17 protein-coding genes are annotated in these 15,683 nt (G+C 64.5%); 8 read left to right on the top strand and 9 right to left on the bottom strand.

The genetic code is table 11. The annotated features are described in order from the left end of the window. Genes pcnB through ACU8YE_RS17265 form a run of 6 tightly spaced genes read left to right on the top strand, consistent with a single transcriptional unit; the run spans position 1 to position 5,043 of the window. The gene (gene pcnB, locus ACU8YE_RS17290) at positions 1–1,563 is read left to right on the top strand and encodes a polynucleotide adenylyltransferase PcnB (protein ID WP_446929245.1); all 1,563 of its coding nucleotides are present in this window, start codon (positions 1–3) and stop codon (positions 1,561–1,563) included. Continuing rightward, positions 1,560–2,075: a 2-amino-4-hydroxy-6-hydroxymethyldihydropteridine diphosphokinase gene (gene folK, locus ACU8YE_RS17285; protein WP_260802106.1), complete on the top strand. Its 516-nt coding sequence runs from the start codon at positions 1,560–1,562 to the stop codon at positions 2,073–2,075. The genes pcnB and folK overlap by 4 nt, the downstream gene beginning before the upstream one ends. Positions 2,076–2,109: 34 nt before the next feature. Further along, positions 2,110–2,754: a deoxynucleoside kinase gene (locus ACU8YE_RS17280; RefSeq protein WP_045202860.1), complete on the top strand. Its 645-nt coding sequence runs from the start codon at positions 2,110–2,112 to the stop codon at positions 2,752–2,754. Between the two features lie 56 nt (positions 2,755–2,810). Next, positions 2,811–3,629, top strand: a complete 819-nt coding sequence (gene panB / locus ACU8YE_RS17275; protein ID WP_232040912.1) for a 3-methyl-2-oxobutanoate hydroxymethyltransferase — start codon at positions 2,811–2,813, stop codon at positions 3,627–3,629. A gap of 11 nt (positions 3,630–3,640) precedes the next feature. After that, complete coding sequence (locus ACU8YE_RS17270; RefSeq protein ID WP_446929244.1) at positions 3,641–4,348, top strand: ABC transporter permease; 708 nt, start codon at positions 3,641–3,643, stop codon at positions 4,346–4,348. Positions 4,349–4,368: 20 nt separating this feature from the next. Continuing rightward, positions 4,369–5,043, top strand: a complete 675-nt coding sequence (locus ACU8YE_RS17265) for an ABC transporter ATP-binding protein (protein WP_446929269.1) — start codon at positions 4,369–4,371, stop codon at positions 5,041–5,043. Here the strand turns inward: ACU8YE_RS17265 and ACU8YE_RS17260 are convergent. The 3 genes from ACU8YE_RS17260 to dnaK all read right to left on the bottom strand — a co-directional run bounded on the left by ACU8YE_RS17260 (position 4,987) and on the right by dnaK (position 10,265). Further along, positions 4,987–6,876 (bottom strand): chorismate-binding protein, encoded by a 1,890-nt coding sequence (locus ACU8YE_RS17260; RefSeq protein WP_446929243.1) that lies wholly within the window; start codon positions 6,874–6,876, stop codon positions 4,987–4,989. The two genes, ACU8YE_RS17265 and ACU8YE_RS17260, sit on opposite strands and share 57 nt — an antisense overlap. Before the next feature lie 150 nt (positions 6,877–7,026). After that, positions 7,027–8,175, bottom strand: coding sequence for a molecular chaperone DnaJ (dnaJ, locus tag ACU8YE_RS17255; protein WP_232040916.1), 1,149 nt, complete (start codon positions 8,173–8,175; stop codon positions 7,027–7,029). Between the two features lie 134 nt (positions 8,176–8,309). Continuing rightward, entirely contained in the window at positions 8,310–10,265 is a 1,956-nt protein-coding gene (gene dnaK / locus ACU8YE_RS17250; protein ID WP_260802110.1) for a molecular chaperone DnaK, read from the bottom strand. 264 nt (positions 10,266–10,529) lie between these two features. Here dnaK and ACU8YE_RS17245 point away from each other — a divergent pair, with 264 nt between their 5' ends. Further along, a complete protein-coding gene (locus ACU8YE_RS17245) occupies positions 10,530–11,834 on the top strand; it encodes a phospholipase A (protein WP_446929242.1) in 1,305 nt (434 codons plus the stop codon). Between the two features lie 12 nt (positions 11,835–11,846). On the opposite strand, the gene rnk is transcribed toward ACU8YE_RS17245, so the two are convergent. The 4 genes from rnk to grpE all read right to left on the bottom strand — a co-directional run bounded on the left by rnk (position 11,847) and on the right by grpE (position 13,669). Then, on the bottom strand, positions 11,847–12,254 hold the full coding sequence (gene rnk / locus ACU8YE_RS17240; RefSeq protein WP_232040919.1) for a nucleoside diphosphate kinase regulator: 408 nt from the start codon (positions 12,252–12,254) through the stop codon (positions 11,847–11,849). A gap of 176 nt (positions 12,255–12,430) precedes the next feature. Then, positions 12,431–12,571: a hypothetical protein gene (locus tag ACU8YE_RS17235; RefSeq protein ID WP_232040920.1), complete on the bottom strand. Its 141-nt coding sequence runs from the start codon at positions 12,569–12,571 to the stop codon at positions 12,431–12,433. Positions 12,572–12,584: 13 nt separating this feature from the next. Next, positions 12,585–13,010 (bottom strand): thioredoxin family protein, encoded by a 426-nt coding sequence (locus ACU8YE_RS17230; RefSeq protein ID WP_446929241.1) that lies wholly within the window; start codon positions 13,008–13,010, stop codon positions 12,585–12,587. Between the two features lie 11 nt (positions 13,011–13,021). Beyond that, the gene (gene grpE / locus ACU8YE_RS17225; protein WP_232040922.1) at positions 13,022–13,669 is read right to left on the bottom strand and encodes a nucleotide exchange factor GrpE; all 648 of its coding nucleotides are present in this window, start codon (positions 13,667–13,669) and stop codon (positions 13,022–13,024) included. 262 nt (positions 13,670–13,931) lie between these two features. On the opposite strand from grpE, the gene ACU8YE_RS17220 reads away from it, so the two are divergent. Beyond that, positions 13,932–14,126 (top strand): hypothetical protein, encoded by a 195-nt coding sequence (locus tag ACU8YE_RS17220; RefSeq protein WP_045202657.1) that lies wholly within the window; start codon positions 13,932–13,934, stop codon positions 14,124–14,126. 21 nt (positions 14,127–14,147) lie between these two features. Here ACU8YE_RS17220 and ACU8YE_RS17215 read toward each other — a convergent pair whose 3' ends face one another. Continuing rightward, the gene (locus ACU8YE_RS17215) at positions 14,148–14,546 is read right to left on the bottom strand and encodes an RNA-binding S4 domain-containing protein (protein WP_232040924.1); all 399 of its coding nucleotides are present in this window, start codon (positions 14,544–14,546) and stop codon (positions 14,148–14,150) included. Then, complete coding sequence (hemH, locus tag ACU8YE_RS17210) at positions 14,543–15,658, bottom strand: ferrochelatase (protein ID WP_446929240.1); 1,116 nt, start codon at positions 15,656–15,658, stop codon at positions 14,543–14,545. Before hemH ends, ACU8YE_RS17215 begins: the two co-directional genes overlap by 4 nt. Positions 15,659–15,683: the final 25 nt, after the last annotated feature.

Genomic DNA, 15,683 nt, shown 5'->3' with positions numbered 1-15,683 from the left:
GTGATCAAGAAACTCATCAATCGCCTGCTGGGCAAGACCTCCGCAGCGTCCCACGCTCCGGCTGAACCGGGAGTGCCCGCAGCCAGGAAAGTCCGTACACCCAAGGCACCTAAAACGGCCAAGGCGCGCACCAAGTCCGGCGGCGGCGTGCCGCGTCAGGCGCGTGTGTGGAGCGTGGACGAGCACGGTATCGATCCGAAGCTACTCTCGCGCAACGCAGTCAAGGTCACGTCCACGCTGCAGGAAGCCGGCTATAGCGCCTTCATCGTGGGCGGCGCAGTGCGCGACTTGCTGCTGGGCATCAAGCCGAAGGATTTTGATGTGGCGACCAACGCCACGCCCGAGCAGGTACAGGCGCTGTTCCGCCGCTCGCGCATCATCGGACGTCGTTTCCAGATCGTGCACGTCACGTTCTACGGCGGACGCGATCAGGAAATCATCGAAGTCTCGACCTTCCGCGCGCTCGTCGACGCGGTCGATGCCGAGCAGGTCCCCGCCGGCAAGCGCGTCAAGCGCACCGAGCTGGACCACCACACGCATGCCGTCGACGCCAGCGGCCGCGTCCTGCGCGACAACGTCTGGGGCACGCAGGCCGAAGACGCCACCCGCCGCGACTTCACCGTCAACGCGATGTACTACGACCCCGCCGACGAAACCGTGCATGACTACCATCACGGCATGGAAGACATGCGCGCCCGCACGCTGCGCATGATCGGCGATCCGCATACCCGCTACCGCGAAGACCCGGTGCGCATGCTGCGCGTGGTGCGCTTCGCGGCCAAGACCGGCTTCGACATCGACGCCGACACGCGCGCGCCGATCGCGGAGCTGGGCCCGTTGATCCACAACGTGCCGGCCGCCCGCCTGTTCGACGAGATGTTGAAGCTGCTGATGTCGGGCCACGCCTGGGCATCGCTGCAGGAACTGCGCAAGGCGGGCCTGCACCGCGGCCTGCTGCCTTTGCTGGACGTCGCGCTGGAGCAACCGATGGGCCAGCGCTTCGTGCAACTCGCGCTCGACAATACCGACGATCGCGTCAAGGCCGGCAAACCGGTCTCGCCCGGTTTCCTGTTTGCCTCGCTGCTGTGGCATCACGTGGTCGAACACTGGAACCGCCGCCGCGCTGCCGGCGAGCCGCTGATCCCCGCGCTGCACACCGCCATGGACGAAGTGCTCGACCGTCAGACCGAGCAACTCGCCATCCAGCGCCGCTTCACCTCCGATATGAAGGAAATCTGGAGCATGCAGCCGCGCTTTGAGAAGCGGTCGGGCCGCATGCCGTATCGGCTGCTGGAGTCGCCGCGCTTCCGCGCCGGCTACGACTTCCTCGCGCTGCGGTGCGCCTCGGGCGAATTGCCACAGGAACTCGCCGACTGGTGGACCGACTTCCAGAACGGTGACGGCGAAGCCCGCGAAGCCCTCATGGCCCAAGCCAAGCACGCCCCGAGCCCCTCGGCAAATGCCGGTCCGGCCAGCCCGGGCAAGCGGCGTCGCCGCCGACGTGGTCCGGCAAAATCGGATACAGTCGTTGACGTCAATCCGGGAAGTTCGGAGGAAACGTGAAGACAGTGGCGTACATCGGCATCGGCGCCAACCTGGGCGACGCACGCCAGGCAGTGAAAGACGCCGTGGTCTGCCTCGCACAGCAGGTCGGCATCACCGTCACCGGCAAATCGAGCCTGTATCGCAGCGCGCCCGTGGAGTCCAGCGGCGATGACTACATCAACGCCGTGGTGCGCATCGATACGCATTTCACCGCCGACCAGCTGCTCCGCATCTGTCACCACATTGAAGACCAGTTCGGCCGCGAGCGCCCGTTTCACAACGCGCCGCGCACGCTCGACCTGGACTTGCTGCTCTACGGCGACCACGTCCTCACTTCACCCGAGCTGACGGTGCCGCACCCGCGCGTGGGCCAACGCGCCTTTACCCTGCTGCCCTTGCACGAACTGGCGCCCGACCTCGTGATTCCGGGCATTGGCGCCGTGGCTGCACTACTGCCCGGCGTGGCCGAACAGCGCATCGAAAAGACCACGATGTGCCAATGCATGCGCGCCAAGCAGCCGGCCGCCTGATCTCATCACCCGCACCACCCACAACCACCCGCCGATGGCACTGGATCACCTGCGCCGTATCGTTGTCGAAGGGCCCATTGGCGTGGGCAAGACCGCGCTGGCCCAGCGCCTGGCCGACCATCTGCGTGCGTCGACGTTGTTCGAAACGCCCGCCGAAAACGCCTTCATCGCCCGCTTCTACGAAGACCCCGCGCGCTATGCGCTACCGGTGCAGTTGCGCTTCCTGCTGCAACGTGCCGAGCGCCTCAAGGCATGGCATAAGGCGACGCTTGCCGGTGAGCGCATCGTCGCCGACAGCTTCCTGCCGCGCGACCGCCTGTTCGCCCAACTCACGCTGCCGGCCGATGAACTTGCGCTGTACGACGCGATGGCCAATGCGCTGGCCCTGCCGCAACAGCGCATCGACCTCGTGATCTGCCTGCAGGCACGCGCGGAAGACCTGCTGCCACGCGTCGCCCGTCGCGCCGTTCCTTACGAAACGGGCATCGATGCCGAGTACCTCGGACGCATCTGCGCCGCATACGGTGAGCTGTTTCTGTATTACGATGCCGCACCGACGATGATCGTCGACACCGCTGCCTTCGACCCCGCAGGCAACGACGACGATTTCCGCACCTTGCTCGCCCGCATCGACGCGATGCGCGGGCCCAAGGAATTCATCAAGCTGGCAACGCGCTAGTCGACGCACCGCATGGTCTGCGTGGGCGCTCGCGATGCCCCAATGAGTCTCAGCCCATGAGCTATCTCCAGGAATCGAACCGCAAGGCCGTCACGGTGACTTCGTTGCAGGCCATGCGTGCTGCCGGCGAGCGTATCGCCATGTTGACGGCCTACGACTCCAGCTTCGCCGCCCTGATGGATCGCAACGGCACCGACGTGCTGCTCGTCGGCGATTCTCTCGGCAACGTGATGCAGGGCCAGAAGACCACGCTGCCGGTCACGCTCGATCACATCGTCTATCACACCGAATGCGTGTCGCGCGGGACGACCAAGGCGCTGCTCGTGTCGGACCTGCCGTTCGGCACGTATGGCACGCCCGAACAGGCTTTTCACAGCGCTGTGCGCGTGATGCAGGCCGGCGCGCAGATGGTCAAGCTCGAAGGCGGCGTGTGGCTGGCGCCGACCATCAAGTTCCTCGTTGAACGCAGCATTCCGGTGTGCGCGCACATCGGCCTGACGCCGCAATCGGTGCATGCGTTCGGCGGCTTCAAAGTGCAGGGTCGCGGCGATGAAGCGGCTGCGCAACTGAAGGCCGATGCGTTGGCCGTGCAGGACGCCGGCGCACAGCTCGTCGTCATGGAAGCCATCCCGGCCGAGCTGGCCGGCGAAGTCACGCGCCTGCTGGCCATTCCCACCATCGGCATCGGCGCCGGGCTGGAGTGCTCGGGCCAAGTGCTTGTGATGCACGACATGCTGGGCGTGTTCCCCGGCCATCGCCCCAAGTTCGTACGTAACTTCATGGACGGACAAACCACCATCGACGGCGCCGTTGCCGCCTACGTGGCAGCCGTCAAGGACGGCACGTTCCCCGGCCCGGAACACACCTTCGCCTGAGCGGCACCCGCATGGAAATCTGGTCGGCCACCGTCGACGCCTTCACCCTGCTTGCCAGCGGCGATGCGGCGTTGTGGCTGATCGTCTGGGTGTCGTTGAAGGTGGCGATTGCGGGCCTCCTGCTGGCGGCGCCGCCGGGGCTGCTCATCGCCTACCTCATCGCCATGCACCGTTTTGTGGGGCGCCGTGCGCTGGTGGTGCTGGCGCAGGCATCGCTGTCGTTTCCGACTGTGCTGATCGGGCTGTTGCTGTATCTGCTGCTTTCGCGGCAGGGGCCGCTGGGCGGCTTCGGGCTGCTGTTCACGCAGGGTGGGATGATCCTCGGGCAAGCGGTTCTTGGCCTGCCGGTGATCGTGGCGTTTGCGCTGGCGACGCTTGAGCGCGCGGATCCGCGTCTCGCGGAAACCGCACGTGTGCTGGGCGCCGGGCGCGTCCGTTTGCTATTGACGGTGTTTCGTGAATTGCGCTTCGGCCTGATGGCTGCGGTGGTGGCTGGCTTCGGGCGCGTCATCGCCGAAGTGGGCTCGGCGCTGATGGTCGGCGGCAACATTGAAGGCGTCACACGCACCATGACGACGGCGATTGCACTGGAAACCAGCAAGGGCGAATTCGCACAGGGCATCGCGCTAGGCATCGTGCTGATCGTGCTGGCTTTGCTCGTCAACCTGGTGCTGGCGTGGCTGCAAGGGGCTGGCAACTATCGCAGGGAGCCGGCGTGAGCGCGCCGTCGCAGCCCACGATGGTGTTTGAAGGCTTGCGCTGCCAGCACGGCGCGCGCGTTCTGTTCGAGATTCCGCGCCTGGCGCTGTCGGCCGGACACGCGATTGTCATCACGGGCGCAAACGGTGTCGGCAAGACAACGCTGCTGCGCATGCTGGCCGGGCTTGCATCCGCCAATGGAGCGACCGTCGATATGGGGCAAGGGCGGCAGGCGCTGTCGCCTTACCCGGCCGAACTGCGCAAGCGGCTGACCTACGTGCACCAGCATCCCTACCTGTTCCGTACGTCGGTACGCGCAAATCTCGCCTATGGCCTGACCACAGGTGCACACCGCGTGCCGCATGCGGAGCTGGCTGCGCGTGTCGAAGATGCGCTGCGCTGGGCGGGTCTGCAGCACGTGGTCGACGTGCCGCCCGAACGCCTGTCCGGCGGCGAAACGCAGCGCCTTGCCTTGGCGCGTGCTCGCGCGCTGCACACCGATGTGCTGCTGCTCGACGAGCCGACTTCGAACCTGGACGGCGCTGCGCGCGAGCAAGTCATTGCCCTTGTAGGGGAACTGGCAGCAGAAGGCCGCACGCTGCTGATGGTCTGCCACGACCGCGAACTGATCAACCTGCCCGGCGTGGCCCGCTGGAAACTAGAGCACGTCGAGGGCCAGGGGCGGCTCGAAATGCGCGGGCACCACGCCGCGTAGGGCGTTGCATACGGCGATGGCCTCGGCGCGGGCAACATCGGCGCGCGTGAGCGAACGTTCCTGCAGCGGCCCATCGAGCCACGGTGAAGCGTCTTTCAACAGCACGGCACGCATCACTCCCGGCAAGACGCCCGCTGACAACGGTGGCGTCCACCACGCACCATCGAGCTTGACCAGCAACGTGCTGCGCCCGCCTTCGGCCAACGTGCCATCGGCGTTGAAGAACACGGTATCGAATGCACCTTCGCGTTCGGCCGCCTGCCAGGCAGCGTCGTAGCCTGCGCGCAACGTGGTCTTGTGCGTCGGCAGACTGTGGGTGACCTCGCGCGGTTGCGCGGCAACGAGCAGGCGTACCGGCGCATCCCAGCTCGCATGCAGCGGCGACAAGGGCACGGCCGATACGTTGGCCGCACCGTTCGGCGTCAGCAACAGGCGCATGCGATAAGCGCCCTCACCTTCCAGCGATGCGCACATGCGCGCCACGTCATCCGCCAGCGCAGTTCGATCGAAGGGGAAGCCGAAGGCGGCCGCAGAACGCGCCAGCCGCGCCAGATGCCAATCCAGGAGCGCCACACCATCGCGCGTCGCGCGCATCGTCTCGAACAACGACAGCCCTGGATCGAGCGCCGTCACGAAACGCGCCTTCAGTTGGCACTCCGCGTATTCCTCATCGGCGATGCTGTCGTGCACGATGCCGGAGCCGATGCCAAGTTCGCCGCTGCGCAGGCCATCAGCGCCAGGCGGGCCGAGCACCAGCGTGCGGATCGCCACAGAGAAGCAGGCGTCGCCCATCGCCCGATCATCGACAGGCGCATCGATCCAGCCGATGGCGCCGGTGTACAGGCCACGCGGCTCTGGCTCCAGCGTCTCGATGATCTCCATCGTCCGCCGCTTGGGCGCCCCCGTAATGGAGCCGCACGGGAACAGCGCACGCAGGCAATCGGCAAGGCCGGTGGCGGGCGGAATCTCGGCCTCCACGGTCGACGTCATCTGGAGCACGCTGCCGAACGGCGTCACCTCAAACAGCGTCGGCACGCGCACAGAACCCGCACGCGCGAGGCGGCCCAGATCGTTACGCAACAGGTCGACGATCATCAGATTCTCGGCGCGGTTCTTCTCGTCGGCGGCCAGTGCAGTGGCACGGGCTTCGTCGATTTCGACATTGCCAGTGGCAGGCGCGGTGCCCTTCATCGGCCGCGCAACAAGCTGGCCCGCGTGATGAGAGAAGAACAGCTCCGGCGAACACGACAGAATCGCACCGCCCTCCGGTAGCGCGATGAATGCGCCGTAAGGCACGGGCTGCCGCGCGCGCAGGCGCCGATACAACGCCGCCGGCGCACCAAACGCAGTCATGCGCAGGCGGTATGTGTAATTGACTTCGTAGGTGTCGCCCGCCGCAATCCAGTCGTGGATGCGCGCGATGGCGTCGGTGTAGGTGGCGTGGTCGGCGCTGGCGGCACAGTCGAACAGGCCCGCTGCGCCCGTTGCGTCGGGCCACGCGTCGAACAACGTATCGACTTCTGCCGGCGACAGCACGTCCATTGCGCGAAACAGCAGCACGCGCAGGCGGCCATCGTGACCAGGCAATGAGGAAGAGATTTCGGTGGAAGCCGGCAGGCCGACCAGCGGCCCACCAAACTCATACGGCGCAACGATCAGGGCATGCAAACCCTGGCGCCAGGCGGCACGAAGATCATCGTCCAGCCCATCCAGCACGCCGGCCGGCCGGAAGAACTCGCCGGCATAACCGGTGTACCAGCGCGAGCACGGCGCGCCGCCCGAGGTGGCATCGTCCAACAGCGCGAACGGCGCGCCGACCTCCGGCAACTGCATGACGATGTTCCTGATTGAAAAGGTGGTGTTTGAGAAGCCTCGAAAAGCGTAGCGAGCGACCCGAGGTTGGCGCGAGAAGCGCAGCCGTACATGGGTACGGCGAGCATCACAGTGCCAAGATCGGGCCGCGCAGTAGCTTTGCGAGGTTTCTTACGAGGAGAAGAAGTTCTTCACCTTGTCTAGCCACGACTGCTCTTGCGGGCTGTGCCGCGAGCCGCCTTCGTGCACGGACTTGTCGAACTGCTTGAGCAGATCCTTCTGGTGCTCCGTCAGCTTGACCGGCGTCTCGATGTTGATGTGCACGTAAAGATCGCCTGCATAGCCCGAGCGCACGCCCTTGATGCCCTTGCCGCGCAGGCGGAACGTCTTTCCAGCCTGCGTGCCTTCGGGCACCGTGAACGAAGCGCGACCACCCAGCGTCGGCACTTCGATGTCGCCGCCAATGGCTGCCGTCGCAAACGAAATCGGCATCTGGCAGTGCAGATCATCGCCGTCGCGCTCGAACACCGGGTGCTGCTTGATGTGGATTTCCACATACAGATCGCCCGGGGGGCCGCCGTTGATGCCCGGCTCGCCGTTGCCCGACGAACGGATGCGCATGCCTTCGTCGATGCCGGCCGGAATCTTCACTTCCAGCGTCTTCTGGCTCTTCAGCTTGCCCTGGCCGTGGCACTTGGTACACGGCTTGGGGATGTACTTGCCGCTGCCGTGGCACTTCGGACACGTCTGCTGCATCGTGAAGAAACCCTGCGACACACGCACCTGACCGGCACCGTGACAGGTCGGGCACGTCTCCACGCTTGAGCCGGGCTCGGCGCCCTTGCCGTGGCAGTGGTCGCACTCGTCCCAGTGCGGCACGCGGATCTGCGTGTCGTAGCCGTGCGCGGCCTGCTCCAGCGTGATCTCCATGCTGTAGCGCAGGTCTGCGCCGCGATACATCTGTGGGCCGCCACCGCGGCGCCCGCCCTGGCCCTGGGCCTGACCGAAGATGTCGCCAAAGATGTCGCCAAAGGCCTCGGCAAAGCCGCCGCCAAAACCTGCTCCGCCCGCGCCAAAGCCGCCCGCCATATTCGGGTCGACACCCGCGTGGCCGTATTGGTCGTAGGCAGCCTTCTTCTCAGCGTCGGAGAGCATCTCGTAGGCCTCTTTGGCCTCCTTGAACTTGTCTTCCGCTTCCTTGCTGTCCGGATTGCGGTCCGGGTGGTACTTCATCGCGAGCTTGCGATACGCCTTCTTGATCTCGTCGTCGCTCGCGTTCTTACCCACCCCGAGCACTTCGTAGTAATCACGTTTTGCCATGGTGGCTTCAGTCGTCGCCTGTTTTTACTGCGTGTCGAATAGCAAAAAAGCCGAGCGTGACATCAGGTGCGTCCCGCACAACCCGATGATCACTGCCCGGCGTACCCTCACGTCCGCCTGGCGGACGATCTGGCTTACTTCTTGTCGTTCACTTCCTTGAACTCGGCGTCGACGACGTTATCGTCGTGCGGTGCGCCTTGTCCGGCTTGCGCGCCTGCCTGGGCACCGGCAGCGGCTTGTTCCGCACCGCCGGCCTCGCCCTTGGCTTGCATGTCGGCATAGACCTTCTCGCCGAGCTTCTGCGAGGCGGTTGCCAGCGCTTCGGTCTTGGCGTCGATCGCGGCCTTGTCGGTGCCCTTCAGGGTCTCTTCAAGTTCCTTGATCGCGGCTTCGATCTTGTCCTTCTCGCCAGCTTCCAGCTTGTCGCCGTACTCGCCCAGTGCCTTCTTGGTCGAGTGCACCAGCGCCTCACCCTGGTTACGGGAGTCGACCAGTTCGCGCAGCTTCTTGTCTTCCTCGGCGTTGGCCTCGGCGTCCTTCACCATGCGCTCGATCTCGGCTTCCGACAGGCCGGAGCTTGCCTTGATCGTGATCTTGTTTTCCTTGCCGGTCGCCTTGTCCTTGGCGCCCACGTGCAGGATGCCGTTGGCGTCGATGTCGAACGACACTTCAATCTGCGGCGTGCCGCGCGGTGCCGGCGGAATGCCCTCGAGGTTGAATTCGCCCAGCATCTTGTTGCCGGAGGCCATCTCGCGCTCGCCCTGGTAGACCTTGATCGTCACGGCCGGCTGGTTGTCGTCAGCGGTCGAGAAGGTCTGCGAGAACTTGGTCGGGATGGTCGTGTTCTTGCCGATCATCTTGGTCATCACGCCACCCAGCGTTTCGATGCCCAGCGACAGCGGCGTCACGTCCAGCAGCAGCACGTCGGTACGATCACCGCCCAGCACCTGACCCTGGATGGCGGCGCCCACGGCAACGGCCTCGTCCGGGTTCACGTCCTTGCGGGCTTCCTTGCCGAAGAACTCCTTCACCTTCTCCTGCACCTTCGGCATACGCGTCATGCCGCCAACCAGGATCACATCGTGGATGTCCGACACCTTCACGCCGGCATCCTTGATGGCGGTGCGGCACGGATCGATCGTACGGGCGATCAGGTCTTCGACCAGCGCTTCGAGCTTGGCGCGCGTGATCTTCAGGTTCAAGTGCTTCGGGCCCGAGGCATCGGCCGTGATGTACGGCAGGTTGATTTCGGTCTGTTGCGTGCTCGACAGCTCGATCTTGGCCTTTTCAGCGGCTTCCTTCAGGCGTTGCAGCGCGAGCACGTCCTTCGACAGATCAACGCCCTGCTCCTTCTTGAACTCGCCGATGATGTAATCGATGATGCGCTGGTCGAAGTCTTCGCCGCCCAGGAACGTATCGCCGTTGGTCGACAGCACTTCGAACTGCTTCTCGCCGTCCACGTCGGCAATCTCGATGATCGAGATGTCGAACGTACCGCCGCCCAAGTCATACACGGCGATCTTGCGATCGCCCTTCTCGTTCTTGTCCAGGCCGAATGCCAGCGCAGCCGCGGTCGGCTCATTGATGATGCGCTTGACGTCCAGACCGGCGATGCGGCCGGCATCCTTGGTGGCTTGGCGCTGCGAATCGTTGAAGTAGGCCGGCACCGTGATCACGGCTTCGGTCACTTCCTCGCCCAGGTAGTCCTCGGCGGTCTTCTTCATCTTGCGCAGGGTTTCGGCCGAGATTTGCGGCGGTGCCAGCTTCTGGCCGCGCACTTCCACCCAGGCGTCGCCGTTGTCAGCCTTGACGATGGAATACGGCATCAGGCCGATGTCCTTCTGGACTTCCTTCTCTTCAAACTTGCGACCGATCAGGCGCTTGACGGCGTACAGCGTGTTCTTCGGGTTGGTCACCGCCTGGCGCTTGGCCGGGGCACCGACCAGGATCTCGCCGTCTTCCATGTAGGCGATGATCGACGGGGTGGTGCGAGCGCCTTCGGCGTTCTCGATCACCTTGGGGGTGTTGCCCTCCATGATGGAGACGCAGCTGTTGGTGGTACCAAGGTCGATACCGATGATTTTGCCCATGTTCTTGCTCCTCGAATCTGGTGTCAGGACTGCACTGAATACAAACTTGGATCGGATGTGGGAGTGCCGCCCGGCTTTTCAAGGCCGAATTTTGAAAAGTTGAGCATTTTGGCCGGTTTTTCTTGGGAAAGCACCCGAAAACGTGCGCTCCCTGGCAAAAACGCGCGTTTTGAACGCCCAGAGCCGCAAACCGGGCAAAAAAGGTGTGGGTGTTACCCTTGGGCGCATTGCCACTCGCCGGACGCCAACCCGGCTTTTGTGTCCATGCCTTTGCACCCGCTCCGTTCCATTCTTGGCGCTGCCCTGCTTGCCGCATGCGCCGTGCCCCCCGCCGATGCCGCCGTTGCCCTCCTCCAGCCTTCCCGCCGCGTCAACGCCAACCAGCCCTTCACACTGACCCTCGTCATTTCGGGCGATGCCGCCCAGCGCAGCTATGCCGTGCCGGCCAAGTTACGCGTAACGGCCAGCGCTGACCTGCAGGGGCCCGTGGAAGTGATTCTCGATCGACACAATGCTGGCGCCGCCGAAACCCTGCACCTGCGGCCGGGCCAAGTCCGCACCGTCGCCTACACCGGCACGCTGCCCGAGGTGCTGCGCGGCACGGTTCGGATCGATGTGCCGGATCTCGATGCGGCACCCGTTCTGGTGACGCTCGTGCGCGGCGCAGACGCCCCGCAGATCGCGGCCGATGGCGCCCCCACTGGCGCAGCCCGCAACGCCGCCGCCGAAGCGACCCGCCCCGGGGGTGCGCTGGGCACCAACCCGAGCGCCCCCGCTGCCAGTGCAGCTGCTACTGCAACCCCGCCCACTCCCGTGGCAGTTGCTGGCAGTGGCGAGGCATCCCGCCCGCCCGAAGACACCGCACGCCTGACTTTCCACGAACCCATGTTCGCCGCAGTGGGCGCGCATGGGGGCCTGAACGCCAAGTTCCAGTTGAGCTTCAAGTTTCGGATTTTTCAGCCAGAGAACCCGGCATCGGCAGCGCTGCTGGATAACGTGTACTTCGGTTATACGCAGTTCTCGCTGTGGGATGTGGGCAAGGAATCGGCGCCGTTCCGCGATACGAACTACCGGCCCAGCGTGTTCTATTACCAGCCCGATACGGGCATCCATGGCGGCGCCCTCACGCGGCTATCGTTCGCGGGCGGCATCGAGCACGAGTCGAACGGCCGCGACGGCGACGCCTCGCGCGCCATCAACACCGTGTTTGTACGCCCGACGTTTCACTTTGGTGACCTGAACGATTACCACTGGAAGTTCGAGCCGAAGCTGTACGCGTACCTCACGCGCACCGGCAACACCGATATCGCGCACTACCGGGGTTTTGGGGATTTCCGCGTGTCCTATGGTGCCCCCAACGGCTGGGAATTGGCCGCCACGCTGCGCAAAGGCACCCGCAAGGCCTACGGCAGCGTCGACGCGCAATTGACGTATCCGATGAGCCGGATCTTTACCGGCACGGCTGGCTACCTGTTCATCCAGTATTTCACCGGCTACGGCGAGAGCCTGCTCGACTACAACCACAAACTGGGCTCGCAGTTGCGCGTCGGGTACAGCCTCTCGCGATAGGACGCCGCCGGCTTAGAGCGTGTGCTGGCCGCTGGCCTCGGGCTGGAACGCAACGCGATCGATGCGCAAGGAGCGCTGTGCGCCATTGGGCGCCGAGTATTTGACCGACTTGCCCGCACGCGCACCCAGCAGCGCCGCGCCCATCGGCGAGAGCACCGACAGTTTGGCCGATGTCACGTTGGCGTCTTCCGGGTAGACGAGCGTCCACTCTTGTTCGGCGCCGGCGTCATCCACCACGCACACGACCGAGTTCATGGTCACCACATCGGCGGGAATCTTGTTGCCGGGCACCACGTTGGCACGAGCAATGAGGTCGTCGACCAGATCGGCCAGCGGCGAGTTGTTGCCCGCGCGAGTGGCGGCATTTTCCAGACGGGTGAGGTCCAGCTCAGTCAGGTAGATGGTGGCTGCTTTGGACATGACGATCTCCTACAGGTCTATGTTCAACACGAGGCAAAGCCGCTGCCGATGGCCTTCCGGGCCAATGCAACGCAGCGGCAAGAACACCAGCGGGCGCATGGGCCGGCCGGCGGTGATACGAAGCCGAAACTTCTGGGGGAGTAGGGAGAGCCCGGCGGCAACGTGCCGCAAAGGCACTAGAACAACCGCCGGGCGGCGGCAATGGCCGCGTTCATCGCCTGGGCGGCGCGCGGCGAAGTGCGCGCCACGCGCTTGGGGCGCACAGCACGGAAAGACGAAGAGATAAGAAAGGCCGCAGCCACCGGCATCGACGTCATGATGGTCGCTGCCTCAGATGAGCGGCTTGCCGGCCAGCTTGTTGCGCGCATTGGCAACGGCGGCGGCAAATTGCGCGTGGCCATGCCAGCCGGTCGCCCGGCCGAGCTTCTTGCCACGATGGAAAAACATGAACACCGGAATACCGTGCAGGCCAAAGCGCTGGCCAAGCTGAGGGTGCGCATAGACGTTCGCGTGCAACCAGTTCAGCCCAAGCTCACGCAGGGCAGCCGGTTGCGCGAGCATGGCCTTCTTGGCCATCTCGCAGTTGAAGCAATCGACGCCCCAGAAGAACACGCACACGAGCGCATCGCCCGCCGCCGCAATGGCCGCGTCGAAGGTCTCGGTGTTCACCTCGCGCATGCCAAACGCCGCGAATGCGGTCTTGTCGACCGGGATCGCGCCGTTGGCGTATTGCGAAGTGGTTGCGTTCTGGATCACGGGGCGTGGGCTTACTTGGGCGCCGCCACCGTCACGAGGGCCGGGCGCAGCACGCGGTCGGCCAGCGTGTAGCCACGCTGCAGAACAGCGACCACGGTATTGGCTTCCTGATCGGCCGGCACCATCGAGATGGCTTGATGGCGATGCGGATCAAACTTTTCGCCCACCGGGTTCAGCTCGGTGACGCGGCCCTTTTCGAATGCGGCGTACAGCTGCTTGAGCGTCAGCTCAACACCCTCGCGCAGCTTGGTGGCGTCGCCCGAGGTGTCCGCCAAGGCGGCCTGCAGGCTGTCCATCACGGGCAGCAGGTATTCGGCGAAGCCTTCGATGGCGAACTTGTGAGCCTTAGCCACGTCTTCCTGACCACGGCGGCGGATGTTCTCACCTTCGGCCGTTGCGCGCGCCCAGTTTTCATAATTCTGGCGCGCCTTTTCTTCAGCAGCTTCCAGTTGGCGGCGCAGTTCTGCGACGTCCATGTCGGCCACGGCTTCTGCCACGGCGGCTTCGTCACCAGCGACGGCCTGGGCGTCGGCGCTCGCGCGCTGAGCCTGGCTCGAATAAGCGTGGGCCGCCTGGCCCGTCGCCGACTGGTTCGGCTGGGTGGCTTGGGTGTCCGCTGGCATGTCCGAGTTCGAGGAGGTGTCCGAAGTGTGTTTCATAGCGCTGGATAAAGAGGATCGACGCACGGGATGTACCCGAAGACGATCCGCTGGATTTTTACAAACGATTTGTCCCCGTTATGGGGCAATTGGCGCGCTTTTCAAGGGCGCCGGATGCGCAGCAACTGTGCGCCGTGCATCACGAAATATGGGGTTACAACTTTCATCAGACTGCAATGGCATGGCAATTGCGACGCCTTTATTGGCCGCCTATGATGCAAGAAAAAACTGGGGGGCGCGAGCTTCTTTGAGGGTTCGTACCATGCATAACAAGCTGCCCGTTCTGACCGTGCTCCTGCTGTTGACCCTGACCGCAGCCACAACGTTCATTTGCCTGTCTGGGGCCGTCACACCGCGTTATACGGAGTACGGTAGCGGCAAGGCATTCTTCAAGCACTACATCATCAAGCCGGCACAGATGCAGCAGATGCCGCGCGGTTTGAGCGTATTAAGTTAGCACACACTCGCACGGTGTACCTCACTCTCCGCCGAGTTTGTCGATACGCCGTCGATCTCGCTTGGTCGGTCGGCCAGCAATTTGTGTGGCGGGTTCCCGATACAACCGGCGTTTGTCGGCATTCTCTTCGCGTTTTAAGCGACTGGTGTCCGTCTCGGCGTAGAGCGTTTGTGCAACGGAGGCTGGACCGCGCACTTCCGCCAGCGCCAATACCTCGACTTCCCACTGCTGTTCATGGGCGTGAACCCGCACGTGGTCACCGATCTTGACATCCTTGGCGGGACGAACCGGCTGATCGTTGATCTGCACGCGACCGCGCTCCACCGCATCGGTCGCCTGCGACCGTGTCTTAAAGAAACGCGCCGCCCATAGCCATTTGTCGATGCGCACGCGATCGGCCGCGTCAGTGCTCACTTTCATGCGGCGGCCCCCTTGCTCTGCGCACGGGTGCGGCTGGCATCCAGCACATGCGGGTGCGTAAGCGTAAGCGGCCAGCCCTGCAGATGCGCCAGCGCAATGTCGGCAATGCCGGCAATCCACGCTTCGCTGTCGTTCAGGCACGGGATGTAATGGAAATCCTTGCCGCCGGCGACACGGAACGTGGACTGCCCTTCCATGGCGATCTCTTCCAGCGTCTCCAGGCAATCGGCCGGGAAGCCAGGGCAGAACACGTCGACGCGGTTGGTGCCAACGCGGCCGAGCTCTTCCAGCGTGGGCGCGGTGTAAGGCTGCAGCCATTCGGCGCGGCCAAAGCGCGACTGGAAGGTGACCAGGTACTGACCCGGCTGCAGGCCGAGCGCTTCGCCCAACAGGCGGCCGGTCTTGAGACATTCGCAGTGGTACGGGTCACCCAACTCCAGCGTTCGTCGCGGCACGCCATGGAACGACAGCACCAGTTTGTCGCCATGCGCAAAGTCAGGCGCGCCATGCTGCGCCCAATACGCGCCCACCTGCTGGTGCAGCGCATTGATGTAAGCGGGGTCATCGTGGAAATGCTTGACCAGCCGCAACTCGGGCTGATTGCGCATTTCACCCAGCACGCGGAAGACCTCATCGAAGGCCGTCGCAGTGGTGGTGCCGGAATACTGCGGATACATCGGCAACACGAGCATGCGCTCGACACCCTGCTTGCGCAGCGCCTGCATGACCGATGGGATCGACGGATTGCCATAGCGCATCGCGCAGGCGACCACCACATCGTGACCCTGCGCGTTGAGCAACTGCTGCAGCGCATGCGCCTGCCGCTCGCTGTAGACAAGCAGCGGCGAGCCCGTCATGTTGGCCTCGCGCAGCCAGATGCTTTCGTACTTATGCGCTGACGCCCGCGAACGCAGCGGCACGATCAGCCCATTGAGGATGAACCACCACACGGCGCGCGGAATCTCCACCACGCGGGGGTCGGACAGGAACTGACGCAGGTAGCGGCCGACCTCGCGCGGCGACGTGCCGTCGGGTGTGCCGAGGTTGACGAGCAGGATCGCGGTGCGATCGGGCTGACCGTGCTGGAACAGGGGTTCGGGCAAGAAAGGCATGGGCGCGGGTTCGCGATAGACCCGG

It is taken from the genome of Ralstonia sp. VS2407 (assembly GCF_052950655.1).
This window is presented reverse-complemented; position numbering and strand designations above follow the sequence as displayed.

Coding starts and splice junctions, on each gene's coding strand:
- ACU8YE_RS17280 (WP_045202860.1), top strand. CDS start 2,110: ATGGCACTGGATCACCTGCGCCGTATCGTTGTCGAAGGGCCCATTGGC.
- panB (WP_232040912.1), top strand. CDS start 2,811: ATGAGCTATCTCCAGGAATCGAACCGCAAGGCCGTCACGGTGACTTCG.
- ACU8YE_RS17270 (WP_446929244.1), top strand. CDS start 3,641: ATGGAAATCTGGTCGGCCACCGTCGACGCCTTCACCCTGCTTGCCAGC.
- ACU8YE_RS17265 (WP_446929269.1), top strand. CDS start 4,369: ATGGTGTTTGAAGGCTTGCGCTGCCAGCACGGCGCGCGCGTTCTGTTC.
- ACU8YE_RS17260 (WP_446929243.1), bottom strand. CDS start 6,876: ATGCAGTTGCCGGAGGTCGGCGCGCCGTTCGCGCTGTTGGACGATGCC.
- dnaJ (WP_232040916.1), bottom strand. CDS start 8,175: ATGGCAAAACGTGATTACTACGAAGTGCTCGGGGTGGGTAAGAACGCG.
- dnaK (WP_260802110.1), bottom strand. CDS start 10,265: ATGGGCAAAATCATCGGTATCGACCTTGGTACCACCAACAGCTGCGTC.
- ACU8YE_RS17245 (WP_446929242.1), top strand. CDS start 10,530: ATGCCTTTGCACCCGCTCCGTTCCATTCTTGGCGCTGCCCTGCTTGCC.
- rnk (WP_232040919.1), bottom strand. CDS start 12,254: ATGTCCAAAGCAGCCACCATCTACCTGACTGAGCTGGACCTCACCCGT.
- ACU8YE_RS17235 (WP_232040920.1), bottom strand. CDS start 12,571: ATGACGTCGATGCCGGTGGCTGCGGCCTTTCTTATCTCTTCGTCTTTC.
- grpE (WP_232040922.1), bottom strand. CDS start 13,669: ATGAAACACACTTCGGACACCTCCTCGAACTCGGACATGCCAGCGGAC.
- ACU8YE_RS17220 (WP_045202657.1), top strand. CDS start 13,932: ATGCATAACAAGCTGCCCGTTCTGACCGTGCTCCTGCTGTTGACCCTG.
- ACU8YE_RS17215 (WP_232040924.1), bottom strand. CDS start 14,546: ATGAAAGTGAGCACTGACGCGGCCGATCGCGTGCGCATCGACAAATGG.
- hemH (WP_446929240.1), bottom strand. CDS start 15,658: ATGCCTTTCTTGCCCGAACCCCTGTTCCAGCACGGTCAGCCCGATCGC.